Consider the following 22,480-nt stretch of genomic DNA (forward strand, 5'->3'; position numbering starts at 1 on the left):
TCCCTCCTTGCCGGTTGTTCAGTCATCGGCGCGAATGCGCAGGTTGCGGTCGCCGAGCAGGCGCGCGCCGTCCAGCACAGTGGTCTGGTCGAGCGTGACGCCGAGCAGATAGTCGGCACGGATGCCCTTCAGGTTGGCCAGCTCCGGCTGCAAATTGCTCTGGGCAAGCTGGCCGATGCCACGAATCTGGTCGGCCAGCAGGCCAAACTCCATGTCCTCGCTGCGCAGCACCACCAGATAGTTGCGATCGGAGAGGCCCTCGATGGGCAGTTCGAACAGCACCCGCAGATCCAGCACCGAGACGATATGGCCACGCACGCTGACGATGCCCAGCACGAAGGATGGCGTACCCGGCAGGGGGGTGAACTGCGGTAGAGGCATCACCGTCGAGACGTGGCGGCTCTCCACCGCGTAGAGCTCCTCGCCGAGGGTGAAGCGCAGCACCTCCAGCAGCTCGCCCGCGTCGCCCCGCGCCTCGCTGCGCGCCCACTGCCGGGTGCGCTGCAGCAGAAGCTCCTCATGGTCGTCCTCCAGGGCATTGCGCTCCAGGCTCCGCTCCAGGCCGGCGAGGCGCTCGCGCAGCTTCACCCAGGCGCTGTCGTCGATCAGTGGCTCGGACATGTGGCTCCCTCCAGTAGCTGATCGCATAGCTGGCGCAGTTGCTCGTAGCCGAGGCCGTCGCCCAGCGGCACCAGGGCATCCGCCGGGTTCCTCAGCGTCAGTTGGCGGCACTGCCGCAGGGCCCTGTCGCCGTCCTCACGGCGCCCGCCGGCGCGCAGCAGCAGGCCGCTATGGAAATGCGCCATGGCGCATTCCGGGTCGAGATAGAGCACCTTGCGCAGGGCCTGCAGGGCCGCTTGCGAGTCCCCCTCCTGCCTGGCCAGCAGCGCTTGCAGCCACTGCGCGGCAAGCGCGGTCGGGTCGATATCCAGCGCACGCTGCAGCCACTCCCGGGCCTGCGCCGTACGCTGCTGGTCGGCCCAACTGCGCGCCATCAACAGGCAGGCATCCAGGCGCTGCGCCATGCCGAGCCCGGGCAAGGCCAGGTAGGCGAGCAGCGACTCACGCGCCTGCGCCTGCTCGGCACAGGCCAACAGGCGTTCGATATCGGCGAGCGGATCGCCGCTCGGCGGTACCACGGGCGCCTGCTGCACCGGCGCCGGTGGCGGCACCTGGGGGCGGACGGGCAATGCGGCTCGCCGCACCGGCTGCGGGCGCGGACGCGCCACCTCGCCCCAGGGCGCCGGTGGCAATGGCGCCGGCCCCGCGACCTGCCCGGACGCGCTCAGCGCGTAGTTGCTACCGGCCCAGAAACCCTTAAACCCCGCCTGCGTGGCGAGGCCGGCCTCGACCGCGCTGAGCAGCAGGACGCCATCCTCCGCCAGGCAGCTCAACAGGCGGCGCAGGGTGGCGGCCGCGCGTTCGGCCGAGAAGTACATCAGCACGTTGCGGCACAGGATGACGTCGAGCGCGGCCAGCCCCTTGGCCGGGTCCGGCAAGGCCTCGGCGGCCAGGTTGTGGCGCAGGAAGCGAATGCGCCCGCGCCAGGCGGGGCGTACCCGCCAGAGCCGCCCCTCGGCCTGGAAATAGCGGCGGCGAAAACCTTCCTCGCTGCCGCGAAACGCACTGGGGCCGTAGCAGCCCTGCTCCGCGCGGGCGAGGAAGGCGTCGTTGATATCGCTCGCCATCAACTCCAGCTTCCAGCCGTCGCGCTCCTCCTTGAGCAATTCGTCGAGCAGGAACAGCAGGCTGTAGGGCTCCTCACCCGTGCAGCATGCCGCGCTCCACAACCGCAGATGGCGATGGCCAGCCTGCCGGCGGCGCTGCAGCAGCGGCCCGAGATGCTGCCTGGCGAGCCAGTCGAGGGCCTCGGCGTCGCGGCGAAAATAGGTCTCGCCGACCGTGAAGGCGGGAATCAGGTCCCGCATCAGCGTCTCGTCCCAGTCGCCGAAGGCCAGGCTCTCCATCCAGGCGGCGGGGTCGCGCTCCTGCTCCAGGGCCAGCAGCTGCAGGCGCCGCGACAGGTCGGTGGTGCGCTTGCCGGTGAAGTCCAGGCCGAGGTGCTGGAGCACCTTGGCGGCCAGGACCTCCAGCACGCGCGGCGAGCAGATCGGCTCAAGCGTCGTCATCGCCGCTCTCCACCGTCTCCAGGGCGAGCTGTAGCTGCTGCTCCTCCGCGTCGGAAAGCAGCTGCTCGACATCCTGAATCAACAGCATGCCTTCGTCGGTGCGCAGCACTCCGCGTATGCGCTGGGACGGCACCTGCGGGCGGTCGGCCTCGAACAGGTGCTCGGCGATGCATTCGCAGGCCGTCTCCACCGCATCGACCGGAGCCAGCAGGTCGCGCTGGTGGCTGCGCAGCCAGAGGAAGGGCTGCCACAGGGCAAGTGGCGACGAGGGCCAGGAGAAGCAACGCGCCAAGTCGATGACCGGCACCATCTGGCCGCGCAGGTTTACCAAGCCCAGTACGGTTTGCGGCGCCCCTGGCAAAGGGGTGCACTTCAACGCGGGGATCACCCGGATGACGTTTTCCAAGGGTACCGCCAACTGCTGCCCAGCTAGCCGAAAGGGCAGCACTGAGAATCTGTCCATAGAGGCATCCAGTTGCCGCTAGCTCTTCACCTTTACGCTAGCTCAGCACCGCGCGCCGTCCAGTCACGGAGGGAAACTCAGTTCGGTTCCTCGTCGAGCAGCACGGAGCCGTCTTCGTCGCGGCGTACCCGGGTGATGCCCGGGTGTTCCGCCTCGAGCCGGCGCAGCTCCTGCTCCTGCAGATCGAGGGTGCTCTGCTGATTCCTGACCTGGTCGAGCAGGCGCTGATTCTCCTGGCGCAGCATGTACAGATCGATGGCGGACAGCAGCGCCGTCTCGATCTCGTAGTCTTCCCAGGGCTTGGACAGGAAGCGATAGATCTCGGCGCGGTTGATCGCCTGCATCATCGACTGGCGATCGCCGTGGCCGCTGAGCACCATGCGCATGGCGTGCGGCTGGCGCTGCTTGGCGAATTGCAGGTAGGTGATGCCATCCAAGCTGGGCATCCGGAAATCGGAGACGATCACGGCATATTCGTGCTCGGTCAGCGCCTCCAGCGCCGCATGGGGGTCGGTGAAGGCGTGCACCTCCCAGCGATGCTGGTGCAACAGGCGCTGCAAGGCGCTGAGGATGTGCGGCTCGTCGTCCACCAGTTGGATCTTGATCATCGCGTCCCTACCTCCACCTCGTCGGGCTGCTCCGGTTTGCGCACGAACAGCGTGTAGTGGGCCTCTTCGGTGGCCTCGAAGGCCGCCAGCTTGTCGATCAGCGGGCGGGTCAGCTGCTTGCCCTCGTTGAGCAGCAGCATGCCGTTGTCCGCATGCAGGTTGCGCGCGAGGATCATGCCGGGCTCCAGGCGGCGGATATCCAGCGGAATCACGTCCGGATCGTCCAGGGCCAGGTCCGGCGCATGCTCGCGGCACATCTGCAGGAAATCCTTGCACAGCTGCGGATCGTAGATGCGGCCGGCGTACTTCTCGATCAGCTGCATGGCCTCCACGCGCCCCAGGCGACGGTCGAGGATCATCCCGCGCTGCAACTCGATGAAGTCGACCGCCAGCTTGAGCAGGCGCGAGCCGAAGGGAATCGCCTCGCCCTTGAGCTTGTCGGGGAAGCCGGTGCCGTTCCAGCGCTCCTGGTGGTGAAGGATCAGGCGGCCGGCGTCCTTGATCGGCTCCAGCGCCATCAACAGGCTCTCGCCCAGGGCCGGGTACTGCTGGTAGCGGGCGCGCTCGTCGCGGTACAGCAGGTCGGCCGGGCGGCCAAGCAGCTGGTCGTCCCAGGTCAGCTTGCCGATGTTGTACAGCGCCGCGGCCATGGCCATGTCGTCGGCCTCGGCGCCGCCCAGCTGATGCAGCTCGGCGTAGGCGCGTACCAGGGCGATGACCTGGGTGTTGGTCTGGCGCTCCTTGCTCACCCGCCTATTGACCAGGTTGGCGAACACCTCGGTGGCGGTGACGTAGCCGTGCCGCAGCTCAGCGTAGGCCAGGTCGAGCATGTCGGCCGTCTGCTGCAACTCGGCGGTACGGTCGCGCACCCGCTGTTCGAGGGTCGCGTTGAACTCCAGCAGGCGCTCGTTCTGCTCGCGGGTGAGCTGCTCCAGGCGTTTGCGCTCGCGCTCGGAGAACTGGAAGGCCAGGGCCTGGCGGATGCTCAGGCGCAGCTCCTCGTCGTCCCAGGGCTTGCTGATATAGCGGTAGATCTGCCCCTCGTTGATCGCCGCAATGGTAGTGCCGAGGTCCGCGTAGCCGGTGAGCATGATGCGCATGCACTCCGGCCAGCGCTTCTGCACCTGGGCCAGCAGCACGGCGCCATTCATGCCGGGCATGCGCGCGTCGGACACGATCAGGTCGACATGCTGCCGCTCGAGCAGCTCCAGGGCCGCCTCACCGCCACTGGCGGTGAGGACCTGATAGGGGGAGCCGCGCAGCAGACGGCGTAGGCTGTTGAGCACGTTCTCCTCGTCGTCGACCAGGAGCAGCGTGGCCTGCGGCGGCGTGGCGATATCGTTCATGCCTCACCCTGCTCCGTTGCCGGCTGCTGCAGCGGCAGCCACAGGCGGAAGCGGCTACCACGCCCCACCGTACTCTCCACCTCGAGCCGCCCATGGTGCTTCTGCACGATGTTGTAGGACAGCGCGAGGCCCAGGCCCGTGCCCTTGCCGACCGGCTTGGTGGTGAAGAAGGGCTCGAAGATGCGCTTGAGCAGCTCGGGGGGAATGCCGTGCCCGCTGTCCTCGACCTCGACCCAGACCCAACCGCCCTCGCAGCCGGTGCGCACGACGATGCGCCCGAACTCCTCGAGCGCCTGGGCCGCGTTGACCAGCAGGTTCATCAGCACCTGATTGATCTGCGAGGGAATGCACTCGACCTCCGGCAGCTCACCGTACTCGCGGACCACCTCGGCCTTGTACTTCAGTTCGTTGTTCACCACATTCAGCGTGGTATCGAGGCCGTGATGCAGGTCCGCCAGGCGGAACTCCTCCTCGTCGGTGCGGGAGAAGTCCTTGAGCGCGCCGATGATGCGCTTGACCCGGTCGATGCCCTCCTCCGACTCGTTGATCAGCACGGCGGCGTCGCTGCGGATGTAGTCGTACTCCAGGCTGCGCTTGAGTTGGCGCAGCTCCTCCAGGGTCTCGACGCTGTCGACCGCATCGATGATGCGCAACAGGTCGTGCACATAGCCGCCCAGCGTCTTGAGGTTGGAGAACACATAGCCCACCGGGTTGTTGATCTCGTGGGCGACGCCCGCGGCCAACTGGCCGATGGCGGCCATCTTCTCCGACTGCAGCAGCTGGCTGCTGGCCGCATCCAGTTGCCGCAGCACCTGGTCCTGCTCGGCCTGGCGGGCGCTCAGCGCGGCCATTTCCTCCTCCAGTCGGTGATTAGCCAGCGCGATGAGCCCACCATCGAACAGGACCAGAGCACAGAAGCGCTCGCCGTTCGGCACCTCGAATGGCGCCAGCATGATGCTCTGCAACGCCGCATCCTCGCCCGGCTGCAGGGGCAGCAGCGCCAGCCCAGAGTGCCACAGGCTGGTGCCCTCACCCTGGCGCACGCACTCGAGCAACTGGGTGAAATAGGGACTCGCCGCGGCGGGAAATGCCTTGAGCAAGGAGGCGCCGCGCAGCCGATCCAGGCTTTGTCCGCTACGCTGTTCGACATAGGCGTTCCAGTATTCGATGCGCAGGTCCGCATCCAGCACCAGAACGCCCAGCTCCATCTGCTGGAGCAGTGCGGTGAGTAATTGGGGGGGAGTGCTTTCCATCTCACGCTCCTGTGCAGGAAAGACGACTGAATCGAGACGCCGAACACCAAGGATGAGCGGTATCACGGCGCCCATCACAAACACCCATGCGCTCTCAGGATAGACCATGACATCTGCCTCGAAGCCAGCCAGCATCCGCTACCGCTTCACCTTCGCCGACGGCCAGCAGGCCGAGCACAGCATCGCCCTCGAGGGCGAACTGGAGGCGCTGCCTCCGGAGGAGTGGACCCGCCTCGACTTCCACCAGTGCTCCCACTGCCCGCTCGACCCGCAGCAAGTGCAGGAGTGCCCCCTGGCCGCCGCCCTGCACAGGCCGGTTCGCCTGATTTCGCGGCATGTCTCTTACGAGGAGGTGGATGTGCAGGTGTTCTGGCGCGACCGGGAAATTCGCCAGCACACAACCCTGCAACGCGCGGCCGGCTCGATGCTGGGCGCGATAAGCGCCTGCAGCGGCTGCCCCCACACCCGCCCGCTGAAGGCCATGGCCTGGTTCCACTGGCCGTTCTGCGGCTCGGAGGAGACGCTCTACCGGGTATTCGGCAGCTACCTGCTGGGGCAGTACCTGCGCGCTCAGCACGGCCTCGAACCGGACTGGAAGCTGGACGGCCTGCGCGAGATCTACGGCAACCTGCGCAAGGTCAACCTGGGCCTCGCGCAGCGGCTGCGCGCCGCGGCCGAGGAAGACTCCAGCCTCAACGGCCTGATCCTCCTCGACCTGCTGGCCGCCGACACCCAGTACATGCTCGACCAGTACGCGGGGGAACTGGACAGCTACTTCGCCGACTACCTGTGATGTCCGGTGTAAATAATGCGTACACCAAGGTCGAATTCCCAACCAAGGTGGATCATGCCACCTCTGAGGGGCTGACCAACCGCTCAGGCAACAGGCCGCTCCCCGAAAAGTAAGGCTCATCGCGCTTTTCCGGGGAAGGCGGCCTTGATTTTCAGGAAGAAGTAGTCCGAGTCCCTGAAACCGTAGGCCATGCGCTTGATGACCTTGATGCGGTTGTTCACACCTTCCAGCAGGCTGGTGTGCATCGGGAAGCGGGCACTGGCGAGGATGCCGCAGATGTAGCGCCTGAGATTTTTGGCGAAGCGCTGCAGCGGCGCCAAGCCACTGTCCCGGGCGTGCCGCTGCCAGTCCCGCCAACGTCGCCAGCCCTCCCACACGCTGGGCGCGTACCAGATGTCCTTGAGCGCATCCTTGAGCAGATAGACGGTGGCCAGTGACTGATTGGCTTCCAGCAGCTCCTGCAGCTGCACCGCCTGCTCGGCCTTGAGGTTGGCTCGGTTGCGCAGCAGCAACCAGCGACTGCGCTTGACCACTTGCCGCGCTGGTTTATCTTCGCGCAGCAGGTTGGCCTGATCCACGCGGATACGGTCGATCACCTCGCGGCCGTAGCGCGCCACCACATGGAACAGGTCGTACACCACCTCGGCCTGCGGGCAATGCCGCTTCACCTCCAGGTCGAAGGCGGTGTTCATGTCCATCGCCACCGCCTCAATCTGCTGGCAGCGCTCGCCGAGCCGTTCGAAGAACGGCCGAATGGCCTCGCGGCTGTTGCCGTGCCCGACCCACAGCACGCGAGTTCGTTCGGCATCCATGATCACCGTGGCGTAACGGTGGCCTTTGTGCAGGGCGAACTCGTCCATCACCAAGCGCCGCACGTCACCGGGCTCGAAGGCACCCACCGCGGCTTCCAGGCGACGCTTGTCGATGGCTTTGAGGGTGTGCCAGTGCAGCCCGGTGAGGCGGCTGACATGACTGATCGGCAAGATCTGCAGCAGGCCTTCGAGCCAGGTCTGCATGCGTCGCGTCAGGCGTGAGGCCGCTGCCAACCAGTCGATCCGCTCAGTCACGCGTCCACAGGTCAGCCAGTCGACGCGGCGCACAGGCAGTTGCAGGAGGACACGCTGATCCAGCAGGTCACGGTCACGCACTTGGCGCAGGCGACACTCATGGATCAACGGACATGGCTGCTGACAACGCCCACACAGGGGAACTCGGGAGGCTTGGGGCTCGAGTTCAATCAGCAGGGTATTTTCAGCAACGGAGCGAGAGGCAACGACTTCGTGGCCTGGCCAGAAAGCGGCAAGATCAATAGGATGCACGGCGACAGCAGGGACTGGGAGTTGGTGTGTTTGGCGACTGCCAATCTACCCATTTCCCTGACTGTCAACTCGCTCTTCCCCCAGAGTCCGCGAAGAACCAAAAATAAGCCTCAGCCACTGGAAGCACCTCGTACATGAGCCAGGGCCGCCCTTGAGCAGTAGGTAGTACTACATCTTTTTTCAGCAAGGCATTCTCGGCGACACAAAACTCAAGATCGCTCGAAACCATCAGGCATAAAAAAATCCAGTCACCGCTAAGCAACTGGATTTTCTAGGGTTTTTTGGTCGGGACGGAGTGATTCGAACACTCGACCCCTTGCACCCCATTCCTGGATCAACGAGTGGAAGGAGCTGGTCGCGGCGGATGGCCGGCCGCTGGGTATCGAGTTGATCCTGCCGGACTGGTTCTACAGCGGGGTTCTGGATCAGGCCCTGGTACTGACCATCGACCCGGCCTATTTCCGCCTCACCGGCGGCATCGAGCGCTGGCTGTATCGCCTGGTGCGCAAGCATGGTGGCAAGCAGGAGAACGGCTGGCAGTTCGACTTTCGCCACCTGTACCGCAAATCCGGCAGCTCGGCGCGCTACTCGGATTTCGCTCTCGACCTGCGAGCGCTGGTCGCCCGGCAGCCACTTCCGGGGTATCGCCTGCAGGTTGTTCACCTGCCCCCAACGACCGAGCTGCTGGCCTTCCGGCGCGTGCCGTAGACGGCACGGGGATATCTTCTGGAAAAGCTGTGAATGCCGTCGTGCTATCAGGCGCAACCGGGCACGTGCTATCAGGCGCATCACTCTCGTGCCATCGGGCGCACGAGCTCCTCTGCAGTCCACGGCTGGCGGGGCTTCCAGCCTCCCTTAACTTAACTAACTTAAAAGCTCTAACTTGTTATTGGAGCAGCGCTCGATTGTGGACAGGTGTTGATCGGGGCGGTTTGGCCCGGGAGATCCGGCCATGATCGTCGCCCTGCTCAACCAGAAAGGCGGGGTGGGCAAGACCACCCTGGCCACCCATGTCGCCGGCGAACTGGCCTTGCGCGGACAGAACGTCATCCTGCTCGATGCCGACCCGCAGGGCTCGGCACTAGACTGGACGCAGCGGCGCAGCCAGCAGGGCTTGCCTAGGTTGTTCAGCGCCGTTGGCCTGGCGCGCGAGACGCTGCACCAGGAAGCCCCGGAGCTGGCTCGTCGTGCCGATCACATCATCATCGACGGACCACCACGCATCGCCGCCCTCACCCGCTCGGCATTGTTGGCGGCGGATCGCGTGTTGATCCCGGTGCAGCCCAGCCCCTACGACCTGTGGGCCAGCGAGGAAATGGTCAACCTGATCCGCGAGGCGCAGGTGTTCAGGCCGACGCTGCGCGCGGCGTTCGCCATCAACCGCCGCGTCAGCACCACGGTGATCGGCCGGGAGGCACGTGGCGCCTTGGCCGACCAACCGCTGCCGGCACTGCAGACCGAAGTACGCCAGCGCATCGTCTTTGCCGAGAGCGTGGCGGCCGGTCGCCTGGCGTGTGAACTGGCACCAGAAAGCGCCGCAGCGCGCGAGGTCAGCAGCCTGGTAGACGAGTTGCTGAGGTGGACGCCATGAGCGGCAAGCGCATCGGTATCGGCGCACGCCCACTGGCCGACCCGCAGGCCGAAGCCTGGATACATCGGGGCGCCGCCGTCGACCATGGCAAGGCCGAGCGCTACAGCGCGCGGCTGACGCTGGACGTGACACCGGCGCTGCGCACGCGCATCAAGCTGGCGGCCTTCGACCGCGGCGTGACCATGGCGGAGATGCTGCGCGAGGTACTGGAGCGGCAGTTTCCGGAGGCTGCGTCATGACCCTGGGTGGTCGCGGCGTGCGGTGGTCACTGGCGCTGCTCGCCGGCAGTCTGGCTGCCCTGGGTTGGGCGGCGCTCACAACGTCGACGCCGCGACTGGTCTACAACGCGTCCGACAGCGTGCCCGTCGGCTGGTACCTCATTTTGCCGGCCGACTCACTGGCGCCTGGCGACCTGATGCTGGTTCGTCTGCCGCCGGGGGCAAGGTCGCTGGCGGCGCAACGCGGCTACCTGCCGGCGAATGTGCCGCTGCTGAAGACCCTGGTAGCAATACCACCGCAGCACGTGTGTGTGCAGGGCAGTCAGGTGCGCATTGACGGCGTCGTAGTGGCAAGGCGCTTTGAATGGGATCGACAGGGACGCGCGCTGCCAGCCTGGCACGCCTGCCGGCGCCTCGTCGGCGACGAGTTGTTTCTGCTCAGCAGCAACCCGGAATCGTTCGACAGCCGCTACTTCGGCCCGATATCCGCCGACGCGGTGATCGGCCGGGCGGAGCCCTTGTGGCTGGAGTCGCGTCGATGAGCTGGCCGTTTTCCTGTCGACCCACCTGCCGACCGCATGCGCTCGACGTGTGCAGTCGCGGGCCGCCTGGCTGCAGATACCTCTGCCCTCGCCTGCCGGCCAGGAGCTTTGGAAGTCGTCGTCCCGCCCCTCCTGATTACCCAACTCAGCAGCGCCAAGGAACGGAAAAAGCGGAGGGCAAGATAAAAGGGGGCGGCACTTCGTTGACCCGCAAAGCAGTCTGCACGGGGGGTGGCGGCGACACAGCGCCGGGATAGCCAGGTGCCGAAATCGTGTTCACCACGTAACGGCAACGGCCTGAGAGCGTGCCTGATACGCCGTACTGCGATCAACTTGGAGGAGTCTAAACATGAGCAAAAGGAGTCGTCAGGATGATGAATTGCGCTTTCGCCCGCAGCCGGGCAAGCCGCAGCAACGCGGACAACCCTTCGTCAACCAGGTGCTGCGACAGGCCAACAAGGCCGGCACCGGCAAGCTGCGCAAAGCGGGCCACCAGCCCGGCGCCCGTCTCGGCCGCGGGCATGTCGCCGCTCGCTTCAGCGCGCAGCAACTGCCGTCCAACGCCCGCCGCGTCACCATCAAGACGCGCCTGGTAAACCTGCGCCAGGCCGGCAAGCGCTCGACGCTCAGCCACCTGCGCTACATCGAGCGCGACGGCGTCAGTCGCGAGGGAGATCCGGGCCAGGCCTACGGCCCGCTGACCGACCAGGCCGATGTGGAAGCCTTCGAGGAGCGCGGCCGCGACGACCGCCACCAGTTCCGCTTCATCGTCTCGCCCGAGGACGCCGAGCAACTCGACGATCTACGCACCTACACCCGCCACCTGATGAGCCGCATGGAAGCCGACCTAGGCACCCGTCTTGACTGGGTGGCGGTCGACCACTGGAACACCGACAACCCGCACACCCATATCGTTCTGCGTGGCAAGGACGACACCGGCAAGGACCTGGTGATCGCCCGCGACTACATCGCCGAGGGCATGCGCAACCGTGCCTCGGAACTGGCCACCGAATGGCTCGGCCCGCTTACTGAATTGGAGATCCAGCAGGGCCTGCAGCGCGAGGTGCAGCAGGAGCGTTTCACCACTCTGGATCGCACCCTGCTGCGCGAACGCCAGGCCGGCGTACTCAGCCTGAAGGGGCTCGCCAAACATCCGCGCCGGCAGCAGCTGACCGGCCGTCTGCAGCAGTTGCAGAAGCTTGGGCTGGTTCATGAAGTTCGGCCAGGACAATGGATCCTACGCGACGACGTCGAGGTCACTCTGCGTGCCATGGGTGAGCGTGGCGATATCGTGCGTGCGATGCAGCGGGCCATGGGTAGCGTGCAGCGAGAGCTGGCGGTCTTCAAGCCGGGCAAGGATGGTCCCGAAGTGGTCGGTCGGATCATGGCCAAGGGGCTTGCAGACGAACTCAACGACCGTGGCTATCTGGTGGTCGATGGACTCGACGGCAAGGCGCATTACCTGACCCTGCCTGCCCGCGCGGACCTGGCCGACTACCCCATCGGCGGCGTGGTGGAAACACGCAGTCTTAGCGAGCCGCGCACGGTTGATAGGTCGATTGCTGCGTTGGCTGCGGACGGCCTGTACCGCACCGATCATCACCTGGCCTTGGCACGCTCGCAGTCGAGCGAAGGGCATGATCCCGAGGCTCTGGTCGAGCGTCATGTGCGCCGCCTGGAAGCCTTGCGCCAGGCCGGTATCGTCGATCGCCTGGCCGAGGGCGTCTGGCGGGTGCCGGCTGATCTGCCAGAGCAAGGCCGGCAGCATGATGGTCGCCGTCTGGGTGACGTCGCCATCGAGTTGCGCACGCCGCTGCCCCTCGAGCAGCAGGTGCGCGCCATTGGTGCGATCTGGTTGGACCGACAGCTGATCGGAGGCAACCGCGAACTGGTCGACCAAGGTTTCGGCAAGGAGGTAAGCGAAGCGTTGCGACAGCGCGCGGACTTTCTGGTGGAACAGGGCCTGGCCGAACGACAGGGCCAACGCGTAGTGCTCGCACGCAACCTGCTGGCCACCCTGCGCGGGCGGGAGCTGAGTGCGGCGGCGCGCGAGATCTCGGCGCAGACAGGCATGCAGTACCGCCCGGCGGTCGAGGGCCAGCGAGTCAGTGGGATCTACCGGAGCAGCGTGCAACTGGCCAGCGGCCGTTACGCCCTGCTCGACGATGGGATCGGCTTCAGCCTGGCGCCCTGGAAGCCGGTGATCGAGCAGCGACTCGGGCAGAGCGTGTCGGCGGTGATCCAGGGCAACAGCGTGTCCTGGCAACTGGGTCGCCAGCGCGGGCCGTCGATTGGTTGAGCAACAGGCGCCGGAGCCTAGACCAGCGTCGGCTCCTGCTGCAGCCATTGTTCGAAGGCTCGGCTTTGCGGCTTGCCCTCCTTGGCCGCGTAGTAGACCAGCCGCAGGTGGCGATCCTCGTCGATGGTCAGCGTGGTGTGCTCGAACACTACCTGGCCAACCGCTTCGATGTGCAGGTGGCGCATCCCCTGGCACGGGCCATGGATGTCCTGCTGCCTCCACCATTCCCTGAAGTCCGGCGAAGCCTTCTCCAGGTCCTTCACCAGCGCAGCAATATCCGGGTCTTGGGTCGCTCGCACGAAGTCGCGGCGGAAGCTGGAGAGGATCTGTAGCGCCTGTTCCTCCCAGGGATTGAACAGCTCACGCATGGCCGGACTGGTGAGCAGCATCCACAGCAAGTTGCGGCGGTCCGCCGGCAGCGCGGAGAAGCCAAACACCCGATCCGCAGCGACGTTCCAGGCCAATACGTCCCAGCGCAGGTTGAGCACATAGGCCGGCCTCAATGGCAGGTCACCCATCAGTCGGTGAATCAGCGCCGGCACCGTGCACCAGGTCTTTCCCGGCTCTGGCGGCAGGCGCTGGTGGGCCAGCAGGAACAGGTGACGGCGCTCGGTGGCATCCAGCTTGAGCGCCCGCGAGAGGTTGTCGAGAAAGGTCGCGGACACGCTGATCTCCCGTCCTTGCTCCAGCCAGGTGTACCAGGACAACCCCACCCCAGCCAAGGCTGCGACCTCCTCGCGACGTAGCCCGGGCGTGCGTCTCCGGTTGCCGGCGGGCAGCCCCACCTCACCCGGCGAAATCCGTTCGCGGCGACTACGCAGGAACTCGGCCAACTCCGCTCGTGTGCGTTCGAGTGTACGAGGTGCGCTCATCCAATTACCTCAAGTAACAGTATAAACAGTCAAATTGTAACCCCCATAAGTTCCAAGAAGAATACCCCGACCTGGCCGCAAATACCCGGGCCAGGGCTCTTGCTAGATGAGGACGTCAGCAGAGACGTGTCACCCATTTGCTAAGGAGATAAACGGATGTACCAAGCACTTCTTCGGGAACAGCTGGAGACATTGAAGTCCACCAACCAGTACCGCACCTTCACCACCCTGAGCCGCATCTGTGGCCAGTACCCATTGGCCAGACTGGACGGCCGCGAGCAGGAACCCGTGGTGGTCTGGTGCAGCAACGACTACCTCGGCATGTCACAGCATCCCGTAGTGCGAGAACAGATGCACAACGCACTGGAGGCCTATGGTGCCGGCTCCGGCGGGTCGCGAAATATCGGTGGTTCGCACGAGGTCTACGCCGACCTGGAGGCGAGCCTAGCCGACTGGCACAGCAAGGAGGCTGCACTGGTGTTCCCCACCGGCTTCGGCTCCAACGATGCCACCATCCAATGCTTGCTGCGGCGCATTCCTAACTGCGTGGTGATCAGTGACGAACTGAACCACGCCTCCATCATCAACGGTATCCGCATGGGCTACCGAAGATCGTGGTGTTCGAGTCGGTCTACTCGATGGACGGCGACATCGCCCCGATCGCCGAGATCGTTGCGGTCGCCAAACGCTACAACGCCCTCACCTACCTCGATGAGGTGCATGCCGTGGGCATGTACGGCCCACGCGGTGCCGGTATCGCCGCCGAGCTGGGCGTGGCCGATCAGGTGGACATCATCCAGGGCACCATGGCAAAGGCCATTGGCGTGATTGGTGGCTATATCGCCTCGACCCAGGTGATCGTCGATGCGGTGCGCTCCTTCGCCACTGGCTTCATCTTCACCACCTCGCTGCCGCCGGCGATCACTGCCGGCTGCCTGGCCAGCGTCGAGCATCTGAAGTCCAGCGGTGCCGACCGCGATCGCCTGCATGCCCAGACCGCCAAGCTGCGCGAGAGGCTCAAGCACCATGACGTGCCGGTGATGCCCTGCTCACAAACCCATGTGCTGCCGGTGCTGGTGGGTGAAGCCAAGCGCTGCAAGGCGGCGGCCGAGCGCCTACTGCATACCCACGGCGTGTACCTGCAGCCGATCAACTACCCCTCGGTACCGGTGGGCACCGAGCGCTTCCGGGTCAACGCCACGCCGAACCACAGCGATGCGCAGATCGAGCACCTGGCGCTGTCGCTGCGCGAGACCTTCGAGCATTTCAGCATCCCGCTGGCCTCCCGCGCGTTCGCGGCGGAGGTGGCCTGAGATGGAGCTGTCTTTCTTTACCGTGCGCCCTGCAACCCTGGCCGACCTGGCCAGTTTGGTGGAGCTGCGCGCCTATCTGCTGGACGGCACCACCGCCAGCTATTCGTGCAAGACGCCGGAAGACGCGGTGCGCTGGCGGGCGGCCTACCGCACCTGGCTGAGCAGCCGCCTGAACGAGAGCGATTGCGTGCAGGTCCTCGCAGCCGAGCACAAGGACTCCGGCCAGGTGTTGGGCTGTGCGACCGCCATTATCGACCAGCGTGCGCCGGCGCCGGGCTGCCTCAATGGCCTGTCCGGCTGGGTGCAATCGGTGGTGGTGGAGCCGCAGTGGCGGGGTCGCGGCATCGCCCGGCAGTTGATGCAGCACCTGCTGCGCTGGTTTGCCAACCGCGGCGTCGGCTGCGTGGTGCTGCAGAGCACTGAGGCCGCCGGCACGCTGTACCAGACCCTGGGCTTCGCCGTCAGCGACGAGCGCCTGCTGATCCGTCAGGAGGTCTCGGCATGAAGATCCTGATCATTGGCCTGGGCTACGCCGGCAACCGCTACCGCCGAGCCTTCGAGCATATCGCCACGAGCACCGGCCTGCCGCTGTCGCTGGCCTATGTCGGGCGCCGACAGAAGACGACCGAGCTGCCCTACTTCGACAGCGTCGACCGGGCGCTGCAGGTGTTCGAGCCGGACATCGTGGTGGTCAGCGTCAACGACCACTTCCATGCGCCCGTGCTCAAGCAGCTGTTCGGGTACCGAGGCTTCGTGCTCTGCGAGAAACCGCTGGTCACGCCAGGCGACAACCTGGACGAGCCGCTCGGCGCGCTGGACCAGGTCAGTGGCTTTGCCCTGGACCTGGTGGAGCGCTATTCGGACGCAACCCAGCAGTTGCGCGACTGGGTCGAGCGCCACGACTGGCAACTAGTCCGCGCCAGCTTCCACTGGGGCAAGGACCGCATCAACGACTACCGCCCCACCTGCGGCGTGACCAGCGAGGTGATCCATGCCCTGGATCTGGTCGGCTGGATCTGCCCGCGCGCTGGCCAGCTCAAGCTCGATGGTGTGATCGGCGTGCGCTCGGACTTCTCCATCTCCGGCGCAGAGGTGCTCGACACCGTGCAACTCATCGCCAGCCTGGGCGAAGCGCGGGTCACCGGCTATGCCAGCTTCGTCAACATCGTGCGCCAGCGCACCGTGGACTTCACCTTCGTCGACCGCGACGCCCGGCTGATCCATGCGCGCCTGGTGTTCGACACCCCGCGTTGGGACCACGACCAGCTGCGCATCTGGACGCGCGGCGCCAACGGCGCCGAGGAGCTGTTGCACGATTTCGCCACCGCCCCCGACGAGCCAGGCCTGGACACCCTACACAAGCTCTCGCGGCTGTGCCGGCAGGTGGTGCGCGCCGTGGCGCTCAAGGAGCCGCCCCGCCAGCCCTTCGCCGGCCTCGATACCGCCGTGGCGCTGCAGCGCCTGCTCAACGACCTAGAAACCCATGCCCAAACCCCAGCACCGGCGCGCTACGTCCATGGCGAGGCGCGCGTGGTGCTGGCCGAGGACAGCGACCTGGAAAGCCTCGGGTAACCCAGTCACAAGGAGAACGACTATGTGTGGAATCGCTGGATGGCTGTCCTACAGCCAGAATCTGGAAACGCAACGCGACACCCTGCAGCGCATGACCGACACCATGGCCCTGCGCGGGCCGGATGCCGGCGGGCTGTGGATTGACGGACCGATCGGCCTGGGCCATCGGCGCCTGTCGATCATCGACCTGGAAGGTGGGCGCCAACCGATGACGGCTCTGCACGGTGGCCCGCGCGAGGTCGCAGCGATCAGCTACAGCGGCGAGGTCTACAACTTCCGCGAACTGCGCACCGAGCTGCAGCGACTCGGCCATCAGTTCAAAACCCGCAGCGACACCGAGGTGGTGCTGCGCGCCTATGTCGAATGGGGCGAGGCTTTCGTCGAGCGCCTCAACGGCATGTATGCCTTCGCCATCTGGGACCTGCGTACGCAGGAGCTGCTGCTGATCCGCGACCGCATGGGCGTCAAGCCGCTGTACTACTTCCCCACCGCGGACGGCGTGGTGTTCGGCTCCGAACCCAAGGCGCTGCTGGCCAACCCGCTGGTGCCGCGCAAGGTGCGCGCCGATGGCCTGCGCGAGATCCTGGAGATGGTGAAGACGCCGGGCCATGCCGTGTTCGACGGCATGCGCGAGGTGATGCCAGGCGAGATCGTACGCATCAACCACCAAGGTCTCGGCCGCCGCCACTACTGGAAGCTGGAGGCGCACGAGCACGAGCACACGCTGGAACAGACCATCCGCCACACCCGCGACTTGCTGGAGGACATCGTCGACCGCCAGATCGTCGCCGACGTGCCGCTGTGCAGCCTGCTCTCCGGCGGCCTGGACTCCTCGATCATCACCGCGCTGGCCTCGAAGAAGCTGATGGCCGCCGGCAAGGAAAACATCCGCTCCTTCTCCGTCGACTTCGTCGACCACGGCAGTGGCTTCACCAGTGACGCCGTGCGCGGCACTCCGGACGCCCCCTTCGTGCGCGATCTGGTGGAGAAGATCCGCTCCAGCCACCAGGAGATCACCCTCGACAGCCGTGAGCTGGCCGACCCGGCGCTGCGTGCGCAGATCGTTCGTGCCCTCGACCTACCGCCGGCCTTCTGGGGCGACATGTGGCCGTCGCTCTACCGGCTGTTCCAGGAGGTGCGCAAGCACTCGACTGTGGCCCTCTCAGGCGAGAGCGCGGACGAGGTGTTTGGCGGCTATCGCTGGTTCCACGACCCGGAGGCGATCCAGGCCGACACTTTCCCCTGGCGGACCTCGGTCACCGGCAAGTACTTCGACGGCAAGACCCTGTTCGACCCAGGCCTACTGGCCCAACTCGACATGCACAGCTTCCTGCGTGACAGCTACAGCCAGGCCCTTGCCGAAGCGCCGGCGCTGCCGGGCGAGAGCGCACAGGATAGGCGCATGCGGCAGATGAGCTACCTCAACCTGACCCGCTTCGTGCAGACCCTGCTCGATCGCAAGGACCGCATGAGCATGGCCGTCGGCCTCGAGGTGCGGGTGCCCTTCTGCGACCACCGCCTGGTCGAGTACGCCTTCAACATCCCTTGGGCAATGAAAGCTTTCGACGGCCGGGAGAAAAGCATCCTGCGCGCGGCGACCCGCGACCTGCTGCCGGAGTCGATCAGCGAGCGGGTCAAGAGCCCCTACCCCTCGACCCAGGATCCGGCCTATGAGCAGGCGCTGCGTGATGCCCTGGCCGCCATCCAGGCCGATCGCAATGCCCCGGTGACGCCGCTGCTCGACAGCGGCCGTATACAGCAAACCCTGGCCAAGCCGCTCGGCAGCGTCTCGCCCATGTACGAACGCATGGGCATGGAGCTGGCGGTCGGCCTCAACACCTGGCTGAGCGAGTACGACGTCAGCCTCGAGCTCTAGTCCCCAACCGGATGTGGCCCTGATGCGGGGCTGCATCCCTCCGCTGTCCCATCCACGCGTTCTTGCAACGCAAGCGAGTCCGAGCATGCACACAGCCAAGCAATCCCCCATCTACCTGATAGCGCTGGGGGCCTTCGCCCTCGGCATGGCCTCCTATGTCACCGCCGGGTTGATCCCGATGATCGAGGCCTCGTTCGCGGTGTCCGTCGCGGTGGCCGCGCAGCTGGTCACTGCCTTCACCCTGGCCTACGGCCTGGGTTCGCCGATCTTCGTCGCCCTGACCCCCGCCCATCGCCAACGTGCCGGCCTCCTGCTGGCCTTAGGCCTGTTCGTCATCGCCAACGCTGCCAGTGCACTGGCGGAGAGCTTCACTGCGCTGATGGTCTGGCGCGCCATCGCCGGCATCGGCGCCGGCGTCTACCTGGCCATGGGCATTGGCGCCTCGGCGGCCGTATCCACTCCGGAGAAGCGCGGGCAGGCCATCGCCATCATAATGGGCGGCATGGCCAGCGGCGTGGTGCTCGGCGTGCCGCTCAGCCTGCTGATCGCCGAACAACTGGGCTGGCAGGCCGCCCTGTGGCTGGTCACCGGGCTCGGGTTATTGGCCTTCCTCGGTCTGTTGCTGAAGCTTCCGACCCTGCCGGCTGCCACCGCCAGCACGCTGGGCCAGAAGCTGGCGATCCTCGGCGACGGCCATGTGCTGGTGATCCTGCTGGTGTCCCTGCTGGCCGCCATCGCCAGCCTCGGCATGTACACCTTCATCGCCCCACTGCTGGCCGACCCGGCCTACGGCGCGGTACGTTTGGTCACCCCCTACCTGTGGGTCTGGGGCATCGGCGGCGTACTTGGCAGCTTCCTGATCGGCCCGCTGGTGGACCGCATCAAGGGCCCGGTGCTGACCTTCGCCATCATGCTGATCCTCGCCGTGTCGCTGCTCGTGTTGCCGCCGGCGGCTGCCCTCAGCTCCTGGCTGGTGATGCTGCCCATCGCCGTCTGGGGCGCGGTCGGCTGGGCCCTGCAGGTACCGCAGAACAACGAGCTGATCCTGGCGCGCCAGGCCCAGGGCGACGGCAACCTGGCCATCGCGCTGAACGAGTCGGCGCTCTACCTGGGTAGCGCCATCGGCGCCGCAGCCGGTGGTTTCGTACTGCTGTTGCAGCTGCCCACCTGGACCCTGGCCGCCAGTGCCGGCGGAGTGGCCGCACTGGGCGCCTTGCTGCAGATCGTCAACCTGCGTCGCCGGCCAATCTGGAACGGCGACATGCAAGCCGAACCCTACAACTGACGGAGGAAAGGCCGTGGAACTGCGCCACCTTCGCTGTTTCATCGCCGTCGCCGAGGAGCTGCACTTCGCCCGGGCCGCCGCACGCCTGCATATCGAACAGTCGCCCCTGTCGCGGATCATCAAGGAACTGGAGTACCGCCTGGGAGTGCAGTTGTTCGAGCGCACAACGCGGCGCACACGCCTGACCTGGGCCGGCAAGGTGCTCTTGGAAGAAGCGCGCCGGGTGCTGGCCGTGGTCGACCAGGCCAAAGCCAGCGTCAAGAGCGCTGCGGCCGGCTACCGCGGTCGCATTCGCGTCGCGTTGTCCGACGGAATCCCGCAGGCGCGCCTGGCGGCCCTGCTCGCCCAGTGCCGCGAAGAAGAACCCGAGATCGAGATCTGCCTGTCGGAGGTTACCTTCAGCGAACAGGTCAGGGGCCTGAACGACGATCTGTTCGACATCGGGCTCGCCCAGTCCGGCGAGGTTGGCGATGGACTGATAGCCGACCCGGTCTGGTTCGATCCGCTGGTGGTGGCGGTGCCTGCCCGCCACCCACTGTTGACCTATCGACACGTGCCACTAGACGAAGTACTGCGCTACCCGCTGGTGCTCTGTGATCCGCAGGTCTGCGAAGGCTTCTGGCAACAACTGCAGCGAGTGCTAAGCGCCGCGGACATGCGGCTGACTATTGCCGATCGAGTCCCCACCTTGGACCTGATGATGGCGCTGGTCGCCGCGGGGTATGGATTGGGTTTCTCCAGCCTGGCGCGCATCACCGAACTCAACAACCCGAACGTCGTGGCCAGGCCGCTAGCCGGTTGCCCCACGATGCGACCACCTACCTGATACGACGCGAAGGCGAACCGGCCGAGCAACTGGCCCGGTTTATCGGGCGGGTGAGTCCGGCGGAAAGTCAGGCGTTGCTGCCGGATCATACATCACACAAGGAGATTGCTTGATCGCCCCAGGCACAGAAGCAACAAAGGGAAACGACGTGGAGTTCAGGTTATTTACTACTGGCACAGCGCTCTGCAGTTCTGGCTCTTCACCCTGTATGACAAAGACGAACTCGATGACCTGAGCAGTGACCAGCGTAGGCAGTTGAAAGCGCTCCTTGAGCGCGAAGTGGAGGCGAGGCAAGCACCATGACCAAACGCGATATCTTTTCCGAGTTGATCGAAGGCTTCGACGACCTGGCCGCAGCACGTGAAGGCAAACGTACGCTGCGTACCCACAAGGTCGAATACAAGCCAATCGAACCCGCAACAGGCGCGGAAATCGTCGCACTGCGCGAAAGGCTGCAGATGTCCCAGGGTGTATTTGCCCAGGCCATTCACGCCAAACCTGCAACCCTCAAGAACTGGGAACAGAACCGCTCAAAGCCCAGCGACCAGGCCACCGTTCTGATCCGTATCCTGAGCAAGCACCCAGAACTCATGCGAACTGGCGTAGATCAGGAAACGCTGCCAGGCCACTGCATCAGCAGAGCTCTCCAGCAGGAATGCTCAAAAGGTAAGGAACTGGCTTCACTGCCAACCTGATCGAGCAAAGACCGTCGTCGACGCCATGCGCCCCTCCTTGAGTTAGTGTCCACTTAGCCTGGGACAGACCACAACGTGTTGTCCGAACGTAAGACTGACCCGAGGCCGGCCTTCCCGATTGAGGTATTCGGCAACCCCTGTTGGGCAAAGGCAAGCCTGACTTCGCGCCGGCTGGAAGCCGGCATTGATAAAGCCTGATCAGCGGATCTCTACGCTGACCCGTCCTGCAGCCCTTGGGGCTGAGACCGGCATGCTGAAACGTATATCCGGCGTGACAGCGGCAGGTTTTATTTTGGTGTCTTCTTCGTGTTTCTTAATAGCACTGGTAAATGCGCTCTTGGTTGCGGGGCTGAACCTACTCAAAGCTTGCCGCACTTTCGCTTCCTTCTCCCATCCCGCCTTGTAAGCTGGTGTGCTATCGAATGGGTTTCCGGTAGACGGCAGATCACTCAGTAGTCGGGCAATCTCCATTTTTTGCACATCCGTCGTAGGCGTCATGTAGAGCCACCATAGGGCTCCTGCCTGATCGACCGAGAGCATGCCCGGTGGATTGAGCAACGCGCCCAGTTCGGCAAGTGCAGCTTCGTCAGCCCTAGCCGCCAACGGTTGCTCATAGGAGCGGTCTTGCATGGGTATTACATCCCCTTTCTTGATGGCCTGTCGCACCAAGGCCATTATCGATGCGGGTGTGCAGATGTTCTGGTTGTCTAGCAGATGGACACTGGCGGTGGCATAGGTAAGGGGTGTCTGCTCCCGTACGGCCTCGCTGTGTACGTTCAACGCATGGGTGGTCAATTCACGTACCGCATCGATGTTCTCTGCAGCGAACAAGAAGTTCTTGGTGTAAATATCCAGGCCAGAAAACGTGATCCCAGTAGCCAGTGCCACATTGGCAACGGCGTTATTGCTAGCATCGTGCAGGGCCATCACAGACGCGGCCAGGGTGCCTACCGCGCCCACGGTATCGCGGGTGACCATCAACCAGCGCTGAGTCTGCCCTGCAGAGGCGAAGTACAGGTCGCAGTTTGCGTAGATGAGAGCAAACCCGTCCTCAAGCATTTGACGGGCATGGCCATCGTCGGTCTCATCGTTATGAGAGGCAGCTTCCGATATGGCAAAGCGGCCAGTCAGGCCGCTCTTCGTCGTATCGGCTTCCAGAGGCCCATCCTTATTGAGTGTCGGGGAAGGGCCCTGTGTAGTTGTACATGCGGAAAGGAGTATGGCCAGCCCCAGAAGGGTTAGCGCTTTGGGAGGCGTCATTCAGGATTATTCCTTCTGGGGGGACAGCGCCAGAGACTATGGGTGGACAGCACAGGAATGTTTAGATCAGCGCTGGCATTTTGTCATTGTTGCCCCGCCTAGGGAAATTCTGAAGAAGACTTCCCGAATCTGGTGAAATACGCCGATCCCGTTGCCCGAGTTTCCCGATGAAGCAGATGACCTTCGCCGATGCCGAGTACGCCGGCAAGCGCAAGCAGAC

At 65.1% G+C, this 22,480-nt stretch carries 18 protein-coding genes and 4 pseudogenes; 13 read left to right on the forward strand and 9 right to left on the reverse strand.

Annotation, left to right across the window (positions count from 1 at the left end):
• Window positions 1-18: 18 nt before the first annotated feature.
• From AAFN46_RS18250 to AAFN46_RS18275, 6 genes are all read right to left on the reverse strand, one after another.
• Window positions 19-621, reverse strand: coding sequence for a chemotaxis protein CheW (locus tag AAFN46_RS18250; protein WP_347810117.1), 603 nt, complete (start codon window positions 619-621; stop codon window positions 19-21).
• A complete protein-coding gene (locus AAFN46_RS18255) occupies window positions 606-2,129 on the reverse strand; it encodes a CheR family methyltransferase (protein WP_347810118.1) in 1,524 nt (507 codons plus the stop codon). The genes AAFN46_RS18250 and AAFN46_RS18255 overlap by 16 nt, the downstream gene beginning before the upstream one ends.
• Window positions 2,116-2,592 carry a chemotaxis protein CheW gene (locus AAFN46_RS18260; RefSeq protein WP_347810119.1) on the reverse strand — a complete coding sequence of 159 codons (477 nt, stop codon included), beginning with the start codon at window positions 2,590-2,592 and terminating at the stop codon, window positions 2,116-2,118. The genes AAFN46_RS18255 and AAFN46_RS18260 overlap by 14 nt, the downstream gene beginning before the upstream one ends.
• Window positions 2,593-2,669: 77 nt before the next feature.
• Complete coding sequence (locus AAFN46_RS18265) at window positions 2,670-3,200, reverse strand: response regulator (protein WP_347810120.1); 531 nt, start codon at window positions 3,198-3,200, stop codon at window positions 2,670-2,672.
• Window positions 3,197-4,546 carry an HD domain-containing phosphohydrolase gene (locus tag AAFN46_RS18270; protein WP_347810121.1) on the reverse strand — a complete coding sequence of 450 codons (1,350 nt, stop codon included), beginning with the start codon at window positions 4,544-4,546 and terminating at the stop codon, window positions 3,197-3,199. Before AAFN46_RS18270 ends, AAFN46_RS18265 begins: the two co-directional genes overlap by 4 nt.
• Window positions 4,543-5,799 carry an ATP-binding protein gene (locus AAFN46_RS18275; protein WP_347810122.1) on the reverse strand — a complete coding sequence of 419 codons (1,257 nt, stop codon included), beginning with the start codon at window positions 5,797-5,799 and terminating at the stop codon, window positions 4,543-4,545. Before AAFN46_RS18275 ends, AAFN46_RS18270 begins: the two co-directional genes overlap by 4 nt.
• A 106-nt stretch (window positions 5,800-5,905) precedes the next feature.
• On the opposite strand from AAFN46_RS18275, the gene AAFN46_RS18280 reads away from it, so the two are divergent.
• Window positions 5,906-6,592 carry a hypothetical protein gene (locus tag AAFN46_RS18280; RefSeq protein ID WP_347810123.1) on the forward strand — a complete coding sequence of 229 codons (687 nt, stop codon included), beginning with the start codon at window positions 5,906-5,908 and terminating at the stop codon, window positions 6,590-6,592.
• A 116-nt stretch (window positions 6,593-6,708) separates the two neighbouring features.
• On the opposite strand, the gene AAFN46_RS18285 is transcribed toward AAFN46_RS18280, so the two are convergent.
• A complete protein-coding gene (locus AAFN46_RS18285) occupies window positions 6,709-7,911 on the reverse strand; it encodes an ISL3 family transposase (RefSeq protein WP_347810124.1) in 1,203 nt (400 codons plus the stop codon).
• 327 nt (window positions 7,912-8,238) lie between these two features.
• Between AAFN46_RS18285 and AAFN46_RS18290 the strand changes: the two are divergent.
• The 5 genes and pseudogenes from AAFN46_RS18290 to AAFN46_RS18310 all read left to right on the forward strand — a co-directional run.
• Window positions 8,239-8,619 (forward strand): annotated as a pseudogene (locus AAFN46_RS18290) (replication initiator protein A); the annotation flags it as partial.
• Between the two features lie 244 nt (window positions 8,620-8,863).
• Entirely contained in the window at window positions 8,864-9,502 is a 639-nt protein-coding gene (gene parA / locus AAFN46_RS18295; RefSeq protein WP_347810125.1) for a ParA family partition ATPase, read from the forward strand.
• On the forward strand, window positions 9,499-9,741 hold the full coding sequence (locus AAFN46_RS18300; RefSeq protein ID WP_347810138.1) for a hypothetical protein: 243 nt from the start codon (window positions 9,499-9,501) through the stop codon (window positions 9,739-9,741). The genes parA and AAFN46_RS18300 overlap by 4 nt, the downstream gene beginning before the upstream one ends.
• The gene (locus AAFN46_RS18305; RefSeq protein ID WP_347810126.1) at window positions 9,738-10,262 is read left to right on the forward strand and encodes a S26 family signal peptidase; all 525 of its coding nucleotides are present in this window, start codon (window positions 9,738-9,740) and stop codon (window positions 10,260-10,262) included. The genes AAFN46_RS18300 and AAFN46_RS18305 overlap by 4 nt, the downstream gene beginning before the upstream one ends.
• 349 nt (window positions 10,263-10,611) lie before the next feature.
• Window positions 10,612-12,561: a relaxase/mobilization nuclease and DUF3363 domain-containing protein gene (locus AAFN46_RS18310; RefSeq protein WP_347810127.1), complete on the forward strand. Its 1,950-nt coding sequence runs from the start codon at window positions 10,612-10,614 to the stop codon at window positions 12,559-12,561.
• 17 nt (window positions 12,562-12,578) lie between these two features.
• Here the strand turns inward: AAFN46_RS18310 and AAFN46_RS18315 are convergent, their stop codons facing one another.
• A complete protein-coding gene (locus AAFN46_RS18315; RefSeq protein ID WP_347810128.1) occupies window positions 12,579-13,433 on the reverse strand; it encodes a helix-turn-helix transcriptional regulator in 855 nt (284 codons plus the stop codon).
• A gap of 156 nt (window positions 13,434-13,589) precedes the next feature.
• On the opposite strand from AAFN46_RS18315, the pseudogene AAFN46_RS18320 reads away from it, so the two are divergent.
• The 7 genes and pseudogenes from AAFN46_RS18320 to AAFN46_RS18350 all read left to right on the forward strand — a co-directional run.
• A pseudogene (locus AAFN46_RS18320) lies at window positions 13,590-14,746 on the forward strand (aminotransferase class I/II-fold pyridoxal phosphate-dependent enzyme).
• A gap of 1 nt (window position 14,747) precedes the next feature.
• Window positions 14,748-15,251 carry a GNAT family N-acetyltransferase gene (locus AAFN46_RS18325; RefSeq protein ID WP_347810129.1) on the forward strand — a complete coding sequence of 168 codons (504 nt, stop codon included), beginning with the start codon at window positions 14,748-14,750 and terminating at the stop codon, window positions 15,249-15,251.
• On the forward strand, window positions 15,248-16,318 hold the full coding sequence (locus AAFN46_RS18330; RefSeq protein WP_347810130.1) for a Gfo/Idh/MocA family oxidoreductase: 1,071 nt from the start codon (window positions 15,248-15,250) through the stop codon (window positions 16,316-16,318). The genes AAFN46_RS18325 and AAFN46_RS18330 overlap by 4 nt, the downstream gene beginning before the upstream one ends.
• A 22-nt stretch (window positions 16,319-16,340) precedes the next feature.
• Complete coding sequence (asnB, locus tag AAFN46_RS18335; RefSeq protein WP_347810131.1) at window positions 16,341-18,194, forward strand: asparagine synthase (glutamine-hydrolyzing); 1,854 nt, start codon at window positions 16,341-16,343, stop codon at window positions 18,192-18,194.
• Window positions 18,195-18,279: 85 nt separating this feature from the next.
• On the forward strand, window positions 18,280-19,479 hold the full coding sequence (locus AAFN46_RS18340) for an MFS transporter (RefSeq protein ID WP_347810132.1): 1,200 nt from the start codon (window positions 18,280-18,282) through the stop codon (window positions 19,477-19,479).
• Window positions 19,480-19,492: 13 nt separating this feature from the next.
• Window positions 19,493-20,418 (forward strand): annotated as a pseudogene (locus AAFN46_RS18345) (LysR family transcriptional regulator).
• A gap of 186 nt (window positions 20,419-20,604) precedes the next feature.
• Window positions 20,605-20,901: pseudogene (locus AAFN46_RS18350) on the forward strand (transcriptional regulator); the annotation flags it as partial.
• Window positions 20,902-21,198: 297 nt separating this feature from the next.
• On the opposite strand, the gene AAFN46_RS18355 reads toward AAFN46_RS18350, so the two are convergent.
• A complete protein-coding gene (locus AAFN46_RS18355) occupies window positions 21,199-22,260 on the reverse strand; it encodes a hypothetical protein (RefSeq protein ID WP_347810133.1) in 1,062 nt (353 codons plus the stop codon).
• Window positions 22,261-22,480 lie beyond the last annotated feature (220 nt).

It is taken from the genome of Pseudomonas sp. CAU 1711 (genome assembly GCF_039888625.1).
Lineage (GTDB): Bacteria > Pseudomonadota > Gammaproteobacteria > Pseudomonadales > Pseudomonadaceae > Aquipseudomonas.